The sequence below is a fragment of the Escherichia sp. MR genome, from assembly GCF_005280595.1.
Taxonomy (GTDB): Bacteria; Pseudomonadota; Gammaproteobacteria; order Enterobacterales; family Enterobacteriaceae; genus Escherichia; species Escherichia ruysiae.
Window position 1 is genome coordinate 1 of record NZ_SZVK01000037.1, and the last position, 17,198, is coordinate 17,198.

A 17,198-nucleotide genomic window follows, 5' to 3' on the forward strand; every position below is an offset into this window, starting at 1 on the left:
ATCGGTGGAGCTGCATGACAAAGTCATCGGGCATTATCTGAACATAAAACACTATCAATAAGTTGGAGTCATTACCATATTCCCGATAGTAAAAGGCTATCGGGAATTATTTTTACACCAGACTCTTCAACCGATAAATCCACTCCAGCGCCTGACGCGGAGTCAGAGAATCTGGATCGAGATTTTCCAGTGCTTCGACCGCTGGCGAGGTTTCTTCCGGCACAGAAAGTAGTGACATTTGCGTACCATCTACCTGTGTAGCGGCAGCATTCGGCGAAATGCTTTCCAGCTCACGCAGTTTCTGTCGCGCACGTTTGATCACCTCTTTCGGTACACCTGCCAGCGCAGCAACCGCCAGACCGTAGCTCTTACTCGCCGCGCCGTCCTGTACGCTGTGCATAAAGGCGATAGTGTCTCCGTGCTCCAGCGCATCGAGATGCACGTTGGCGACGCCTTCCATTTTCTCCGGCAGTTGAGTCAGCTCGAAGTAATGGGTAGCAAACAGCGTCAACGCTTTAATTTTATTCGCCAGATTTTCGGCACATGCCCACGCCAGCGACAGGCCATCGTAAGTCGACGTTCCGCGCCCAATCTCATCCATCAATACCAGACTATACTCGGTGGCGTTATGCAGAATATTAGCGGTTTCGGTCATCTCCACCATAAAGGTTGAACGTCCGGAAGCCAGATCATCCGCTGCGCCAACACGGGTGAAGATGCGATCGATCGGCCCAATCTCGACTTTTTGTGCCGGTACGTAACTGCCAATATACGCCATCAGCGCAATCAACGCGGTCTGGCGCATATAGGTACTTTTACCGCCCATGTTCGGACCGGTGATGATCAACATCCGTCGCTGCGGTGACAGGTTCAGCGGGTTAGCGATAAACGGCTCATTCAGCACCTGTTCAACCACCGGATGGCGACCTTCGGTAATACGAATGCCGGGTTTATCGATAAAGGTCGGGCAGGTGTAGTTCAGGGTATATGCGCGTTCTGCCAGATTTACCAGCACGTCCAGTTCTGCCAGCGCGCTCGCACTCTGTTGTAACGCTTCCAGATGCGGCAGTAGCAGGTCGAACAACTCTTCATAAAGCTGTTTTTCCAGCGTCAGTGCTTTACCTTTTGAAGTCAGCACCTTGTCTTCGTACTCTTTCAGCTCCGGAATAATGTAACGTTCGGCGTTTTTCAGTGTCTGGCGGCGCATATAGTTAATTGGCGCCAGATGACTTTGCCCACGGCTGATTTGAATGTAGTAGCCGTGCACCGCATTAAAGCCGACTTTCAGCGTGTCCAGACCGGTACGTTCACGTTCGCGGATTTCCAGACGCTCCAGATAATCGGTCGCACCGTCAGCCAGCGCACGCCACTCATCCAGCTCTTCGTTATAGCCTGGAGCGATGACGCCACCGTCGCGCACCAGCACCGGTGGCGTGTCGATGATTGCTCGCTCCAGCAGGTCGCGCAGTTCGGCAAATTCGCCCATTTTTTCACGCAGCGCCTGTACTGGTGCACTATCGACATTTTCTAACTGTGCACGCAGTTCCGGCAGTTGCTGGAAGGCATGACGCATACGAGCAAGGTCGCGCGGGCGAGCGGTACGCAACGCCAGGCGTGCCAGAATACGCTCCAGATCGCCGACCTGCCGGAGTACCGGCTGTAACTCGGCGGTGAAATCCTGCAATGCGCCAATAGTTTGCTGACGCTCAAGCAACACACGGGTGTCGCGCACCGGCATATGCAGCCAGCGTTTCAGCATACGGCTACCCATCGGCGTGACGGTGCAATCGAGCACGGAAGCCAATGTATTTTCCGCGCCGCCCGCCAGATTCTGGGTAATTTCCAGGTTACGACGCGTCGCAGCATCCATAATGATGCTGTCCTGCTCACGTTCCATAGTGATAGAGCGAATATGCGGCAGGGTCGTGCGTTGGGTATCTTTCGCATACTGTAACAGACAACCGGCAGCACAAAGCCCACGAGGCGCGTTCTCGACGCCAAAACCGACCAGATCGCGGGTGCCAAATTGCAGGTTCAACTGCTGGCGCGCGGTGTCGATTTCAAACTCCCACAGCGGGCGACGACGCAGGCCGCGACGACCTTCAATCAGCGACATCTCGGCGAAATCTTCTGCATACAACAGTTCAGCCGGATTGGTGCGTTGCAGCTCTGCTGCCATCGTTTCGCGGTCAGCAGGTTCGCTCAGACGAAAACGACCGGAGCTGATATCCAGCGTCGCGTAACCGAAACCTTTGCTGTCCTGCCAGATAGCCGCCAGCAGATTGTCCTGACGCTCCTGTAGCAGGGCTTCATCGCTGATCGTGCCCGGCGTGACGATACGGACAACTTTGCGCTCAACCGGCCCTTTGCTGGTAGCCGGATCGCCGATTTGTTCACAAATCGCAACCGACTCACCTTGATTCACCAGTTTGGCGAGATAGTTTTCCACTGCATGGTAGGGAATACCCGCCATCGGGATCGGCTCGCCCGCAGATGCGCCGCGTTTAGTCAGTGAAATATCCAGCAGCTGCGATGCTCGTTTTGCGTCGTCATAAAACAGCTCGTAAAAGTCACCCATCCGGTAGAACAGCAGGATCTCAGGATGCTGGGCTTTCAGCTTGAGGTACTGCTGCATCATCGGCGTATGGGCGTCGAAATTTTCTATTACACTCATGGAGTTAGATCCGGTTCCCTGATGTTAAATGTAGTGTGATGGTTTTTATTTTCGTTGTAATCACATAAGGCGCACATGATACCGGAGTTAATCATTTCAGGGGAAGACACGAAAGGTGAGTTCTTGATGTCGGTTCCGGGAAAAATGCTGCTTTGCAGCGTTTGCTTGTTGGCTGTGGAAAAGGGGCGCAACATTGTCTGGTTGAAGAAACCTTCTCCTTCAGAGCCATAGTCCCCTTTACATTTAAGTTGTAATATAAATGCACCTTAAGAGTGTGGAGGCAGCATGTCCGGTAAGCGTATCTCTCGTGAAAAACTGACGATTAAAAGAATGATCGATCTTTATCAAGCGCAATGCCCGCAGGCGTCAGCGGAGCCGGGGCATTACGATGCGCTGTTTGCTTACGCGCAAAAGCGGCTGGATAAATGTGTGTTCGGCGAAGAGAAACCAGCCTGTAAGCAGTGTCCGGTTCACTGTTATCAGCCAGCAAAGCGTGAGGAGATGAAACAGATTATGCGTTGGGCGGGGCCGCGAATGCTGTGGCGTCATCCGATCTTAACCGTGCGTCATCTGATTGATGATAAGCGTCCGGTGCCGGAATTGCCGGAAAAATATCGCCCGAAGAAACCACGTGAATAGCGTGCCGGATAGATCTTCCTGTCCGGCACTCCAGACGATTAAACCAACGCCGCTTTATCAATTCCCAGCCGCTTCATCCGTGACAGCAGGGTCGTGCGTTTTAACCCCAGACGTTGCGCAGCGCCTTTCGGACCCGCGACTACGCCGTTCGTCTCTTTTAATACGCGAACAATCAGTTGATATTCATCTTCGCCTTCCTGAGCGACGACCGTTGCAGCAGGCGGCGTTTCGGGTTCTGGCAGTGAGATATCGGGTAAAGAGAGTTGTAGAACATTACCGCGAGTCAGCAGTACCGCACGCTCAATAACATTTTCCAGTTCGCGCACGTTACCCGGCCATTCCATGTTGCTCAATATGCGCAGTGTCTCGGCAGGAATGCTGTCGATATTGCGCCCCAGTCGGCGGGCAATTTTGAAGGTAAAGGCTTTCGCCAGCAGCGGAATATCTTCCGGGCGCTCGCGTAACGGCGGCAGGTGGATCGGGAAGACGTTCAGGCGGTAATAGAGATCGCTACGGAACTCGCGGTCGGCGACCATTTTTTTCAGATCGCGATTAGTTGCGGCGATTAAACGCACGTCTGTCTGAATGATTTTGTTGCTGCCGAGGCGTTCAAACTCCTGCTCCTGCAATACGCGCAGCAACTTTGGCTGTAACTCCAGTGGCATATCGCCCACTTCATCGAGGAACAGAGAGCTTTTATCCGCCAGTTCAAAACGACCGATGCGCTGGGCGCTGGCACCGGTAAAGGCACCACGTTCATGACCAAACAGATCGCTTTCCAGTAATCCGGCAGGCATGGCGGCGCAGTTCATTTTCACCATGCGACGATTATTACGCCCACTGAGATTATGGATTGCGCGGGCAATCAGCTCTTTACCCGTGCCAGTTTCACCGAGGATCAGAACGGTACTGTCGCTTTGCGCCACCATTTCAACTTGTTTAAGCACGCTGTACATGGCTTCGCTGCGACCAATAATCTCGCCAAATTCACTATCTACATTGTTGAGTTGTTCAGTCAGGGCTAGGTTTTCATCAACCAACCGCTCTTTCAGACGGTGGATTTCCTGGTAGGCGAGGGCATTATCCACGGCGATTGCCACTCGTTCGGCAATCTGGCGCAGCAAACTCAGGTTGGTGGTGGTAAATGTTTTCTCTTCGCACTGTGCCAGTTTCAGCACGCCCAGCATGGTATTGCCAGACATCAACGGCAGCAGGCACAGCGTCTGGATCTGGTTACCCCAGGTATCGAACAACATGCGTTCGTAGGGGGCTAAATCATCCCGCTCGTGGAGATTAATCAGCAGCATCTCTTTGCTTTTAAATACGCGCTCGGTGAGGGTTCCGGCCTCATCAACTTCACTCTGTTCGTGAGTGGGATGCTGTTTATCGAGATAGTGAGTGGAGTAAACGTTGAGTTTGTTTTTGCGGTGGCTGCGTAAGACGATGCTGATATCGTCGATGTCGAAGTAGTAGTGGATCTCTTTCGCCACTTCGCTGACCAGTTCGTCCATATCCAGGCGGGAGAGTACCGCATTGGTGATGGCAACCAGAATGCGGAAGTTATCCCGTTCCCGACATAACAGTTCGTAGTCGACATTGTTGATGATGCGACTCTGAATTTGCTCGGTGACAACAGAAACAATCTGCGTAAAGGTTTGCAGGCGATTGAACTCTTTTTCGCTCCACGGGCGATCGTCATAACGAATAAATTCACAGCCGCCAAAAATATGTCCTTCCGCTGCCTGTGGCATCAGGCAATAGTGACCAAATTTAGGGTATAGCCCGCTTGTGGCCAGTTGTGGCCAGGTTTCACAAAATTCTTCGTAGCTGCAATGCAGCGTATCAGGACGTGACAAAATGCTGCGCACCGGCCCATGTGCCAGAACGGTTTCGTCTTCGTATTTTATAGGGGGTTCTTTGTCACGCGACGCGTAATAAGTCGCACGTTGAGTCTGCGCTTGCCACAACACAATCGCCGCGTTGTCGGCGAGCGCAGAACGCTTTACCAGTTGCGAAAGAGCCTCACACAGCGAGGCCAGATCGGGCTGCTGCAATAGTGTCCGAGTGATGTCGAACAACCCTTGTTGCCCGAGATCACTCATCGGTGTATACGACATGTTGTTCTTCCAGGAAAGCACCGCTAAGCGGTGCAAAAGGTAAATGACAAATTATAGGAGCTTTAGGTTTTTATTAGCATATACGAGGCAGCGGTTCGGCGTGAGGTAGATCGAGAGTTCGTTTCACGCCATAAAGCCCTGCGAGACGAACACCTTTACGTTCCACCACTTCGCCAATTAACGCCGCATCCTGTCCTAGTGGATGGGAATGCAGCGCCGCCAACACTTGCTCAGCCGCGTTACGCTCTACGGCAATCACCAGCTTACCTTCGTTGGCAAAGTTGAGGGCGTCCAGCCCCAGCAGCTCACAAACGCCGCGCACGGCAGGTTTAACCGGTAGCGCAGCTTCTGAAAGTTCAATGCCGCAACCGCAGGCTGCCGCAAACTCATGAACCACCGCATTCACCCCACCACGGGTGGCATCGCGCAGCGCCTTCACGCCGGGAATGTCTCGCAGCGTCTGAATCAGCGGCGTCAGCACCGCGCAGTCGCTGACCAGTTCGCCATCCAGCCCCAGTTGTTCGCGCAAGTTAAGGATAGTCGCACCGTGGTCGCCGAGCGTACCGCTAACCAGCAATACATCGCCGGCGGTCAGGGTTTGTGCACCCCAGTGAATATTTGCCGGGATCGCGCCCATGCCTGCGGTGTTGATAAACAGTTTATCTGCCGCCCCACGCTGCACCACTTTGGTATCGCCGGTGACAATAGCAATGCCAGCCGCACGGGCAGTTTCAGCCATGCTGGTGACCACGGCTTTCAGCGTCTCCATCGGCAATCCTTCTTCAAGGATAAATCCACAGGAGAGATAGCGTGGAATTGCGCCGCTGACCGCCACGTCATTCGCCGTGCCGCAAATCGCCAGCTTGCCAATATTGCCACCAGGAAAGAACAGCGGGTCAATGACGTAACTGTCGGTGGAAAAGGCCAGACGGTCGCCTTCCGCCACCAGTTGTGCCAGGTCAAGACGCGCCTGATCTTCCTGCTCTGCCAGCCACGGATTCGCAAAGGCTTCCATAAACAGGCTGTTGATTAATTGCTGCATCGCCTGGCCGCCGCTGCCGTGGGCGAGTTGGATATTATTCACGCTTCACTCTCCTGCTGACGATACTGATACCACGCGGCGCACGCTCCTTCAGAGGAGACCATCAGCGCGCCGAATGCGGTTTGAGGATTACAGGTGTTACCAAACAGCGGGCATTGATGCGGCTTACATTTGCCCGTCAATACTTCGCCACAGCGCGCGCGTGGATCATCGCAAACCTGCTGCGGTGCCGGGCGGAAATGCGCTTCAGCGTCAAATCGCTGATAATCCGGCGTCAGATGCACGCCAGAAGATTCGATCACCCCAAGGCCACGCCATTCGCTATCGCCGTTAACACAGAACACGTCGGCTATCGCCTGTTGCGCCAGCAGGTTACCTGCGTCAGGCACCACCCTACGGTACTGATTCTCTACTTTGCTGTGGGCCGCTATTTTCTGCTCTACCAGCATCACCACGCCTTGTAGTAGATCAAGGGGTTCGAAACCAGCGACCACCAGCGGACGATTAAAATCGCTGGCGATAAAATTATAGGCATCAGTGCCGATAACCATACTAACGTGACCGGGCGCAAGAAACGCGTCGATACCGTTATCTGGCTGTTCCAGCAAACTGCGCAGCGTCGGGATAAGCGTAATGTGCTGGCAGAAGAAGTAAAAATTCTGCACATCGCGGGCTTTCGCCTGTTGCAGAGTGATGGCCGTCGTCGGCATGGTGGTTTCAAAACCTAAGCCGAAGAATACCACTTTACGGGTTGGATTCTCCTGCGCCAGTTTCAACGCATCCATTGGCGAGTAAACGATGCGCACATCGGCACCGCGTGCTTTTGCCTGCAACAGCGAACCCTGTTTCCCTGGTACGCGCATGGCATCGCCAAAGGTACAGAAGATGACTTCCGGATGGCTGGCAATCTCCACGCAGGTGTCGATTCTACCCATTGGCAGTACGCACACCGGGCAACCCGGACCGTGGATAAACTCAACGTTTTCCGGCAGTAACTGGTCGAGGCCGAATTTAAAAATGGCGTGGGTATGACCGCCACACACTTCCATAATGCGCAGAGGGCGTTCGGCAGTGTAAGAGAGATGTGAAGCACGTTCGCGCAGATGCTCAATTAACTGCATCACCTGTTCCGGCGCGCGATATTCATCAACAAAACGCATTATTTTTCCTCGCCATACAACAGCGCGCCAACATCCGGCTCAACGTCAAACATATTTTGTAATGCGTCGAGGGTGTCGCGCGCTTCGGCTTCATTAATTACGCTCATGGCAAAGCCAACGTGAACCAGTACCCACTGGCCCACGCGCGGCTGACCGTTTTCATCGCAGCTGCCGACTAACGTTAAATCGACATCGCGCTGAATGCCGCAGACGTCGACTTTCGCCTGGTTGCCGTCAATGGTGCGAATCTGGCCGGGAACGCCTATGCACATCGCTGTGTCTCCAGCCAGTTCAGCCACTGGTCCATCCCTTCGCCGCTGGTGGCGGAAATGAGGATGATTTCAATTTCTGGATTGACTTCGCGGGCGCAGGCGATGCATTTCTCAACGTCGAAATTGAGATACGGCAGCAGGTCAACTTTGTTGAGCAGCATCAGCGAGGCGGCGGCAAACATATGCGGATATTTCAGCGGTTTGTCTTCGCCTTCGGTAACGGAAAGCACCGCAACTTTATGTTTTTCACCCAGATCGAAGCTGGCCGGGCACACCAGGTTGCCAACGTTTTCGATAAACAGAATACCGTTATCGTCCAGTGGCAGACGCGGCGCGGCGTCGGCGATCATCTGTGCGTCAAGATGGCAACCTTTACCGGTGTTCACCTGAATCGCTGGCGTGCCGGTAGCGCGAATACGTGCGGCATCGTTCACGGTTTGCTGGTCGCCTTCAATCACCGCGCACGGAACGCTGTCTTTCAGGCGCATTAAGGTTTCCGTCAGCAGCGTGGTTTTACCGGAACCGGGGCTGGATACCAGGTTGAGCACCAGTTGATTACGGGCAGCAAAACGCGCGCGGTTACGTTCAGCCAGGCGATTATTTTTGTCCAGCACGTCAATTTCGACTTCCAGCATCCGGCGCTGGCTCATGCCCGGCGCGTGTGTGCCTGCTTCGCCATGACCGTAATGCAGGTCGCCCTCTTCGGTCTGGCTGGGGGTAAATTCAGGCGCTTTAATGCCGGTTATTTTCATCTTCGGGCGTGCAGCCGGGGCAAAAGGCGCGCTACGAAACGCGGAATGAGGGTTATGTTCATCACCCTCGATATACAGGTTGCCTTCACCGCAACCGCATGTTGTACACATCGCTCACTCCTGGTCTATTTCTATCCGCCGAATCTGTAAACCGTCGTCTGCCACAATGCGCAGCGTGTCGCCATGACACTGTGGGCAGCGGCGGACGCGCTGGGTCAGTAGCGTCACATACTGTTGGCATGTTTCACACCAGCATTCGGCCTCTTGTTCTTCGAGGTGCAGTTTACAACCTTCCGCCACGCTGCCACGGCAAACCAGATCAAAACAAAAGGCAAGAGAGCTGGTTTCGACACAAGAAAATGCGCCAATTTTGAGCCAGACCCCAGTTACGCGTTTTGCACCGTGCTTTGCGGCCTGTTGTTCAATCAATTCCAGTGCCCGTTGGCAGAGGGTTATTTCGTGCATATCGCCTCCCATTAACTATTGCCAGCTATAAGCAATAATTGTGCCAGTGTTGACTATCCCTGCGGTGAATAATGTCGATGATGTCGAAATGACACGTCGACACGGCGTCGAAATTCAGCGGAATCATAAAAATCACCTAAATAACAATGAATTAAAAATTGGCACAAAAAATGCTTAAGGGCAGGCATCTCTGTTAAACGGGTAACCTGACAATGACTATTTGGGAAATAAGCGAGAAAGCCGATTACATCGCACAGCGGCATCGTCGCCTACAGGACCAGTGGCATATCTATTGCAATTCGCTGGTTCAGGGGATCACGTTATCAAAAGCGCGTTTGCATCACGCGATGAGCTGCGCGCCAGATAAAGAACTCTGTTTCGTTCTTTTTGAACATTTTCGCATTTACGTCACCCTGGCGGATGGCTTTAACAGCCATACCATCGAGTATTACGTCGAAACGAAAGATGGCGAAGACAAACAGCGGATTGCACTGGCTCAGTTGAGCAGTGACGGCATGATTGATGGCAAGGTCAACATCCGTAATCGCGAACAAGTGCTGGAACACTATCTCGAAAAAATCGCCGGCGTTTACGACAGCTTATACACCGCCATTGAAAACAATACCCCGGTGAATTTAAGCCAACTGGTAGAGGGACAAAGCTCGGCAGCATGAGCTGAGGCTTTGCCCGTTTTGCAGGCGTCATGCCTGTTTGGGGATGGGCGTGTCGATGAGTGTCGAAAATGACATTTCATCGGCATGTTTTCGTCAAAAATGACAATCACCTGAGGAATGCCTGGTGAATCGTTTTGTAATTGCTGACTCCACGCTCTGTATCGGCTGCCACACCTGTGAGGCCGCCTGCTCAGAGACGCATCGCCAGCACGGCCTGCAATCCATGCCGCGCCTGCGAGTGATGCTAAATGAAAAAGAATCTGCACCGCAGCTCTGTCACCACTGTGAAGATGCGCCCTGTGCGGTGGTCTGCCCGGTTAATGCCATCACCCGCGTTGATGGTGCCGTGCAGTTGAATGAAAGTCTGTGCGTAAGCTGCAAACTTTGCGGCATCGCCTGCCCGTTTGGCGCAATTGAATTTTCCGGCAGCCGTCCGCTGGATATTCCGGCAAATGCCAATACCCCGAAAGCGCCACCGGCACCGCCTGCTCCGGCGCGTGTCAGCACATTGCTTGACTGGGTGCCGGGCATTCGCGCGATCGCCGTCAAATGTGATCTTTGTAGCTTTGATGAACAAGGTCCAGCTTGCGTGCGGATGTGCCCAACCAAAGCCCTGCATCTGGTGGATAACACCGATATCGCCCGCGTCAGCAAACGTAAGCGTGAGCTGACTTTTAATACGGACTTTGGCGATCTCACCTTGTTTCAGCAGGCTCAAAGTGGAGAGGCTAAATGAGCGCAATTTCCCTGATCAACAGCGGCGTGGCGTGGTTTGTTGCCGCCGCTGTTCTGGCATTTCTCTTTTCTTTTCATAAGGCGCTGAGTGGCTGGATAGCCGGGATTGGCGGCGCGGTTGGTAGCGTGTACACAGCAGCAGCAGGTTTCACCGTGCTGACGGGGGCGGTCGGCGTGAGCGGTACGCTGTCACTGGTAAGCTACGATGTGCAAATCTCTCCGCTTAACGCGATTTGGTTGATAACCCTCGGCCTGTGCGGCCTGTTTGTCAGCCTCTACAACATTGACTGGCATCGCCACGCGCAGGTGAAATGCAACGGTTTGCAGATCAATATGCTGATGGTTGCCGCCGTGTGCGCCGTCATTGCCAGCAACCTGGGCATGTTCGTGGTAATGGCCGAAATCATGGCTCTGTGCGCGGTGTTTCTCACCAGCAACAGCAAAGAGGGCAAACTGTGGTTTGCGCTGGGGCGTCTTGGCACTCTGCTGCTGGCGATTGCCTGCTGGCTGGTCTGGCAACGTTACGGCACGCTGGATCTGCGCCTGCTGGATATGCGCGTGCAACAGCTGCCGCTCGGTTCCGATATCTGGCTGCTCGGCGTGATTGGCTTTGGCCTGCTGGCCGGGATTATCCCGCTGCACGGCTGGGTGCCGCAGGCTCATGCTAACGCTTCTGCGCCTGCTGCCGCGCTGTTTTCCACGGTGGTAATGAAAATCGGCCTGCTGGGCATTTTAACCCTGTCTCTGCTGGGCGGTAACGCGCCGCTGTGGTGGGGAATTGCGCTGCTGGTGCTCGGCATGATCACCGCGTTCGTCGGTGGTTTGTATGCGCTGATGGAGCACAACATCCAGCGTCTGCTGGCTTACCACACACTGGAAAATATCGGCATCATCCTGCTGGGGCTGGGGGCTGGCGTAACGGGTATCGCGCTCGAACAACCGGCGCTGATTGCTCTTGGCCTGGTCGGTGGCCTGTACCATCTGCTTAATCATAGCCTGTTCAAAAGCGTACTGTTCCTTGGGGCGGGTAGCGTCTGGTTCCGTACTGGTCATCGCGATATCGAAAAACTCGGCGGCATTGGCAAGAAAATGCCGGTTATCTCCATCGCCATGTTAGTCGGGCTGATGGCAATGGCTGCGCTGCCGCCGTTGAACGGGTTTGCCGGTGAATGGGTTATCTATCAATCCTTCTTCAAACTGAGCAATAGCGGAATGTTCGTTGCCCGTCTGCTGGGGCCGCTGCTCGCCGTGGGGCTGGCAATTACCGGTGCGCTGGCGGTGATGTGTATGGCGAAAGTCTATGGCGTCACGTTCCTCGGTGCGCCACGTACAAAAGAAGCCGAAAACGCCACCTGTGCGCCGCTCCTGATGAGCGTCAGCGTAGTGGCACTGGCGATTTGCTGCGTAATTGGCGGTGTTGCTGCGCCGTGGCTACTGCCGATGCTCTCTGCTGCTGTACCTCTGCCGCTGGAGCCTGCTAACACCACCGTTTCTCAACCAATGATCACGTTGCTGCTGATTGCCTGCCCGCTGCTGCCATTCATCATTATGGCGATTTGCAAAGGCGACCGCCTGCCGTCGCGTTCCCGTGGCGCGGCATGGGTGTGCGGCTACGACCATGAAAAATCAATGGTGATTACTGCTCATGGTTTTGCCATGCCGGTGAAACAGGCGTTTGCGCCGGTGCTGAAACTGCGCAAAGTGCTGAATCCAGTGTCGCTGGTGCCGGGCTGGCAGAGCGAGGGGAGTGCGTTGCTGTTCCGCCGGATGGCGCTGGTTGAACTGGCGGTGCTGGTGGTGATTATTGTTTCACGAGGAGCCTGAGAATGAGTGTTTTATATCCGTTAATTCAGGCGCTGGTGTTATTTACCGTTGCGCCGCTGCTCTCCGGTATAACCCGCGTGGCGCGCGCACGCTTGCATAACCGTCGCGGGCCGGGCGTGTTGCAGGAGTATCGCGACATTATCAAACTGCTGGGGCGTCAGAGTGTTGGCCCGGATGCCTCCGGCTGGGTGTTCCGCCTGACGCCATACGTGATGGTGGGCGTCATGCTGACTATCGCTACCGCGCTGCCGGTGGTGACCGTCGGTTCTCCGCTGCCGCAACTGGGCGATTTGATCACCTTACTGTATCTCTTTGCCATCGCGCGTTTCTTCTTTGCCATTTCCGGTCTGGATACCGGTAGCCCGTTTACCGCTATCGGCGCGAGCCGTGAAGCGATGCTTGGCGTGCTGGTCGAACCGATGCTGCTGCTTGGTCTGTGGGTTGCCGCACAGGTTGCCGGTTCCACCAACATCAGCAACATCACCGACACCGTTTACCACTGGCCTCTGAGCCAGAGCATCCCGCTGGTGCTGGCACTCTGTGCCTGCGCATTCGCCACCTTTATCGAAATGGGCAAACTGCCGTTCGACCTTGCGGAAGCCGAGCAGGAGTTGCAGGAAGGGCCGCTCTCTGAATACAGCGGCAGCGGCTTTGGCGTCATGAAATGGGGTATCAGCCTGAAACAGCTGGTGGTGTTGCAGATGTTCGTCGGGGTGTTTATTCCGTGGGGACAAATGGAAACCTTCACCGCTGGCGGGCTGCTGCTGGCGCTGGTGATTGCCATCGTCAAACTGGTGGTCGGTGTCCTGGTTATCGCGCTGTTCGAAAACAGCATGGCCCGTCTGCGTCTTGATATTACTCCGCGCATTACCTGGGCTGGGTTTGGCTTTGCATTTTTAGCGTTCGTCTCCTTGCTGGCGGCGTGATTAAAGAGAGTATGAGAATGTCTGAAGAAAAATTAGGTCAACATTATCTCGCCGCGCTGAATGAGGCATTTCCGGGCGTCGTGCTGGATCACGCCTGGCAGACCAAAGATCAGCTGACCGTGACCGTAAAGGTGAACTATCTGCCGGAAGTGGTGGAGTTCCTCTACTACAAACAGGGGGGCTGGCTGTCGGTACTGTTTGGTAACGATGAACGCAAACTGAATGGTCATTATGCCGTTTACTATGTGCTGTCGATGGAGAAGGGCACGAAGTGCTGGATAACCGTGCGCGTCGAAGTTGACGCCAACAAACCGGAATATCCGTCCGTGACGCCGCGCGTTCCGGCGGCGGTCTGGGGCGAGCGTGAAGTGCGCGATATGTACGGTTTGATTCCGGTTGGTCTGCCGGATGAACGCCGTCTGGTGCTGCCGGATGACTGGCCGGATGAACTCTACCCGCTGCGTAAAGACAGCATGGATTATCGTCAACGTCCGGCACCAACCACCGATGCAGAAACCTACGAGTTCATCAACGAACTGGGTGATAAGAAAAACAACGTGGTGCCGATTGGCCCACTGCACGTTACCTCCGATGAACCGGGTCACTTCCGCCTGTTCGTTGACGGCGAAAACATTATCGACGCCGACTACCGCCTGTTCTACGTCCATCGCGGCATGGAAAAACTGGCGGAAACCCGTATGGGTTACAACGAAGTGACCTTCCTGTCGGATCGTGTTTGCGGGATCTGCGGCTTTGCCCACAGCACCGCCTACACCACGTCGGTGGAAAACGCGATGGGTATTCAGGTGCCAGAACGCGCGCAGATGATCCGCGCCATTCTGCTGGAGGTGGAACGCCTGCACTCGCATCTGCTCAACCTCGGCCTCGCCTGTCACTTTACCGGCTTTGACTCCGGCTTTATGCAGTTCTTCCGCGTGCGTGAATCTTCCATGAAAATGGCGGAGATCCTCACCGGGGCGCGTAAAACTTACGGTCTGAACCTGATCGGCGGGATTCGTCGCGATCTGCTGAAAGATGACATGATCCAGACCCGTCAACTGGCGCAGCAAATGCGTCGTGAAGTACAGGAGCTGGTGGATGTGCTGCTGAGTACGCCAAATATGGAACAGCGCACCGTCGGCGTTGGTCGTCTGGATCCGGAAATCGCCCGCGATTTCAGTAACGTTGGCCCGATGGTGCGCGCCAGCGGCCACGCTCGTGATACCCGTGCTGATCACCCGTTTGTCGGTTATGGCCTGCTGCCGATGGAAGTTCACAGCGAGCAGGGCTGCGACGTTATTTCGCGTCTGAAAGTGCGTATCAACGAAGTTTTTACCTCGCTCAATATGATCGACTACGGCCTGGACAATCTGCCAGGCGGCCCGCTGGCGGTGGAAGGATTCACCTACATTCCACACCGTTTTGCGCTGGGCTTTGCCGAAGCGCCGCGCGGCGATGATATCCACTGGAGCATGACCGGCGATAACCAGAAGCTGTACCGCTGGCGCTGTCGTGCCGCGACCTACGCGAACTGGCCGACCCTGCGCTACATGTTGCGCGGCAACACCGTTTCTGATGCGCCGCTGATTATCGGTAGCCTCGACCCTTGCTACTCCTGTACCGACCGCATGACCGTGGTCGATGTGCGTAAGAAGAAGAGCAAAGTGGTGCCGTACAAAGAACTCGAGCGTTACAGCATTGAGCGTAAAAACTCGCCGCTGAAATAAGGAATCGCCATGTTTACCTTTATCAAAAAAGTCATCAAAACCGGCACGGCGACCTCGTCTTATCCGCTGGAGCCGATTGCGGTTGATAAAAACTTCCGTGGTAAGCCAGAGCAGAACCCGCAGCAGTGCATCGGCTGCGCGGCCTGCGTCAATGCCTGCCCGTCAAATGCCTTAACGGTTGAAACCGACCTCACCACCGGTGAGCTGGCGTGGCAGTTCAATCTTGGGCGCTGCATCTTCTGTGGACGCTGCGAAGAAGTCTGCCCGACGGCGGCGATCAAACTGTCGCAAGAGTACGAACTGGCGGTGTGGAAGAAAGAAGACTTCCTGCAACAGTCCCGCTTCGCGCTGTGCAACTGCCGCGTCTGCAATCGTCCTTTCGCCGTACAGAAAGAGATCGACTACGCCATTGCGCTGCTTAAGCACAATGGTGACAGCCGCGCGGAAAACCACCGCGAAAGCTTTGAGACTTGCCCGGAATGTAAGCGCCAGAAATGCCTGGTGCCGTCCGACCGTATTGAACTGACTCGCCATATGAAAGAGGCCATCTGATGAGCAATTTATTAGGCCCCCGTGACGCCAACGGCATTCCGGTTCCGATGACGGTGGATGAATCCATCGCCAGCATGAAGGCGTCGTTACTGAAAAAAATCAAACGTTCTGCCTACGTTTACCGCGTGGACTGCGGTGGCTGCAACGGCTGCGAAATTGAAATTTTCGCCACGCTTTCGCCGCTGTTCGATGCAGAACGCTTCGGTATTAAAGTTGTTCCGTCCCCGCGTCATGCGGATATTTTACTGTTTACCGGCGCGGTCACCCGTGCAATGCGATCCCCTGCGCTACGTGCGTGGCAGTCCGCGCCGGACCCTAAAATCTGTATCTCTTACGGTGCCTGCGGTAACAGCGGTGGCATTTTCCACGATCTCTACTGCGTGTGGGGCGGTACGGATAAAATCGTCCCGGTGGATGTTTACATCCCTGGTTGCCCGCCAACGCCTGCCGCCACGCTGTACGGCTTTGCAATGGCGCTCGGCCTGCTGGAGCAGAAAATCCACGCCCGTGAGCCAGGCGAACTGGATGAGCAACCGGCAGAGATTCTGCATCCGGATATGGTGCAGCCGCTGCGCGTGAAAGTGGATCGCGAAGCGCGTCGCCTGGCGGGTTACCGTTATGGTCGCCAGATTGCCGATGACTTCCTTACACAATTAGGGCAGGGTGAAGAGCAGGTTGCACGCTGGCTGGAAGCGGAAAACGATCCGCGTCTGAACGAGATTGTCAGCCATCTGAATCATGTTGTTGAAGAGGCGCGTATCCGATGAGTGAAAAGGTGGTGTTCAGTCAACTGAGCCGTAAATTTATTGATGAGAACGATGCCACGCCCGCCGAGGCGCAGCAGGTGGTCTATTACAGCCTGGCGATTGGTCACCACCTTGGGGTTATCGATTGTCTGGAAGCGGCGCTCACCTGCCCGTGGGATGAATATCTGGCATGGATTGCCACTCTGGAGGCGGGCAGCGAAGCCCGCCGCAAAATGGAAGGCGTGCCGAAATATGGTGAAATCGTCATCGACATTAACCATGTGCCGATGCTGGCCAACGCATTCGATAAAGCCCGGGCAACGCAAACTTCGCAGCAGAAGGAATGGAGTACAATGCTGTTAAGTATGCTGCATGATATTCATCAGGAAAACGCCATCTATTTGATGGTGAGGAGACTGCGTGACTGACGTTTTACTCTGTGTTGGTAATAGCATGATGGGCGATGATGGCGCAGGCCCGCTGCTGGCGGAAAAGTGCGCCGCCGCGCCGAAAGGTAACTGGGTGGTGATTGACGGCGGTAGCGCACCGGAAAACGACATTGTCGCTATTCGCGAACTGCGCCCGACACGACTGCTGATTGTCGACGCCACGGATATGGGGCTAAACCCCGGCGAGATCCGCATCATCGATCCGGATGATATCGCCGAGATGTTTATGATGACTACCCATAACATGCCGTTGAACTACCTTATCGACCAGTTGAAAGAAGATATTGGCAAAGTGATTTTCCTCGGCATCCAGCCGGATATCGTCGGCTTTTACTACCCGATGACCCAGCCGATTAAAGATGCGGTAGAAACCGTTTATCAACGACTGGAAGGCTGGGAAGGGAATGGCGGATTCGCGCAGTTAGCGGTGGAAGAAGAGTAGTT

General features: G+C 54.7%; 18 protein-coding genes. 11 read left to right on the plus strand and 7 right to left on the minus strand.

What is annotated here, in order from left to right; all coding sequences use genetic code 11:
- The coding region (locus FC814_RS23560; protein ID WP_071528444.1) for an IS1 family transposase at positions 1–61 on the plus strand (61 nt) is incomplete at its 5' end.
- 51 nt (positions 62–112) lie between these two features.
- Here FC814_RS23560 and mutS read toward each other — a convergent pair.
- Positions 113–2,674: a DNA mismatch repair protein MutS gene (mutS, locus tag FC814_RS15380; RefSeq protein ID WP_085461080.1), complete on the minus strand. Its 2,562-nt coding sequence runs from the start codon at positions 2,672–2,674 to the stop codon at positions 113–115.
- A 285-nt stretch (positions 2,675–2,959) separates the two neighbouring features.
- On the opposite strand from mutS, the gene FC814_RS15385 reads away from it, so the two are divergent.
- Complete coding sequence (locus FC814_RS15385; protein ID WP_000015504.1) at positions 2,960–3,313, plus strand: nitrous oxide-stimulated promoter family protein; 354 nt, start codon at positions 2,960–2,962, stop codon at positions 3,311–3,313.
- Between the two features lie 38 nt (positions 3,314–3,351).
- Here the strand turns inward: FC814_RS15385 and flhA are convergent, their stop codons facing one another.
- From flhA to hypA, 6 genes are all read right to left on the minus strand, one after another.
- A complete protein-coding gene (gene flhA / locus FC814_RS15390) occupies positions 3,352–5,430 on the minus strand; it encodes a formate hydrogenlyase transcriptional activator FlhA (protein WP_137326151.1) in 2,079 nt (692 codons plus the stop codon).
- A 73-nt stretch (positions 5,431–5,503) separates the two neighbouring features.
- Positions 5,504–6,514 carry a hydrogenase maturation carbamoyl dehydratase HypE gene (hypE, locus tag FC814_RS15395; RefSeq protein WP_001059917.1) on the minus strand — a complete coding sequence of 337 codons (1,011 nt, stop codon included), beginning with the start codon at positions 6,512–6,514 and terminating at the stop codon, positions 5,504–5,506.
- Positions 6,511–7,632, minus strand: coding sequence for a hydrogenase formation protein HypD (gene hypD, locus FC814_RS15400; protein WP_001212986.1), 1,122 nt, complete (start codon positions 7,630–7,632; stop codon positions 6,511–6,513). The genes hypE and hypD overlap by 4 nt, the downstream gene beginning before the upstream one ends.
- A complete protein-coding gene (hypC, locus tag FC814_RS15405; RefSeq protein WP_000334881.1) occupies positions 7,632–7,904 on the minus strand; it encodes a hydrogenase 3 maturation protein HypC in 273 nt (90 codons plus the stop codon). Before hypC ends, hypD begins: the two co-directional genes overlap by 1 nt.
- A complete protein-coding gene (gene hypB / locus FC814_RS15410; RefSeq protein WP_000337678.1) occupies positions 7,895–8,767 on the minus strand; it encodes a hydrogenase nickel incorporation protein HypB in 873 nt (290 codons plus the stop codon). Before hypB ends, hypC begins: the two co-directional genes overlap by 10 nt.
- 3 nt (positions 8,768–8,770) lie before the next feature.
- Entirely contained in the window at positions 8,771–9,121 is a 351-nt protein-coding gene (gene hypA / locus FC814_RS15415) for a hydrogenase maturation nickel metallochaperone HypA (protein WP_137326152.1), read from the minus strand.
- Positions 9,122–9,333: 212 nt separating this feature from the next.
- On the opposite strand from hypA, the gene hycA reads away from it, so the two are divergent.
- The 9 genes from hycA (at position 9,334) to hycI (ending at position 17,196) form a co-directional block, all read left to right on the plus strand.
- Positions 9,334–9,795 (plus strand): formate hydrogenlyase regulator HycA, encoded by a 462-nt coding sequence (hycA, locus tag FC814_RS15420; protein WP_000158052.1) that lies wholly within the window; start codon positions 9,334–9,336, stop codon positions 9,793–9,795.
- A 124-nt stretch (positions 9,796–9,919) separates the two neighbouring features.
- Entirely contained in the window at positions 9,920–10,531 is a 612-nt protein-coding gene (gene hycB, locus FC814_RS15425) for a formate hydrogenlyase subunit HycB (RefSeq protein WP_001079186.1), read from the plus strand.
- On the plus strand, positions 10,528–12,354 hold the full coding sequence (gene hycC, locus FC814_RS15430) for a formate hydrogenlyase subunit 3 (protein ID WP_137326153.1): 1,827 nt from the start codon (positions 10,528–10,530) through the stop codon (positions 12,352–12,354). The genes hycB and hycC overlap by 4 nt, the downstream gene beginning before the upstream one ends.
- A gap of 2 nt (positions 12,355–12,356) precedes the next feature.
- Entirely contained in the window at positions 12,357–13,280 is a 924-nt protein-coding gene (hycD, locus tag FC814_RS15435; protein ID WP_137326154.1) for a formate hydrogenlyase subunit HycD, read from the plus strand.
- 17 nt (positions 13,281–13,297) lie between these two features.
- Positions 13,298–15,007: a formate hydrogenlyase subunit HycE gene (gene hycE, locus FC814_RS15440; protein WP_137326155.1), complete on the plus strand. Its 1,710-nt coding sequence runs from the start codon at positions 13,298–13,300 to the stop codon at positions 15,005–15,007.
- A gap of 9 nt (positions 15,008–15,016) precedes the next feature.
- A complete protein-coding gene (hycF, locus tag FC814_RS15445) occupies positions 15,017–15,559 on the plus strand; it encodes a formate hydrogenlyase subunit HycF (protein WP_000493804.1) in 543 nt (180 codons plus the stop codon).
- Positions 15,559–16,326: a formate hydrogenlyase subunit HycG gene (gene hycG, locus FC814_RS15450; protein ID WP_000067387.1), complete on the plus strand. Its 768-nt coding sequence runs from the start codon at positions 15,559–15,561 to the stop codon at positions 16,324–16,326. Before hycF ends, hycG begins: the two co-directional genes overlap by 1 nt.
- Positions 16,323–16,733 (plus strand): formate hydrogenlyase assembly protein HycH, encoded by a 411-nt coding sequence (hycH, locus tag FC814_RS15455; protein WP_001291922.1) that lies wholly within the window; start codon positions 16,323–16,325, stop codon positions 16,731–16,733. The genes hycG and hycH overlap by 4 nt, the downstream gene beginning before the upstream one ends.
- Positions 16,726–17,196, plus strand: a complete 471-nt coding sequence (gene hycI / locus FC814_RS15460; RefSeq protein ID WP_137326156.1) for a hydrogenase maturation peptidase HycI — start codon at positions 16,726–16,728, stop codon at positions 17,194–17,196. The genes hycH and hycI overlap by 8 nt, the downstream gene beginning before the upstream one ends.
- Positions 17,197–17,198 lie beyond the last annotated feature (2 nt).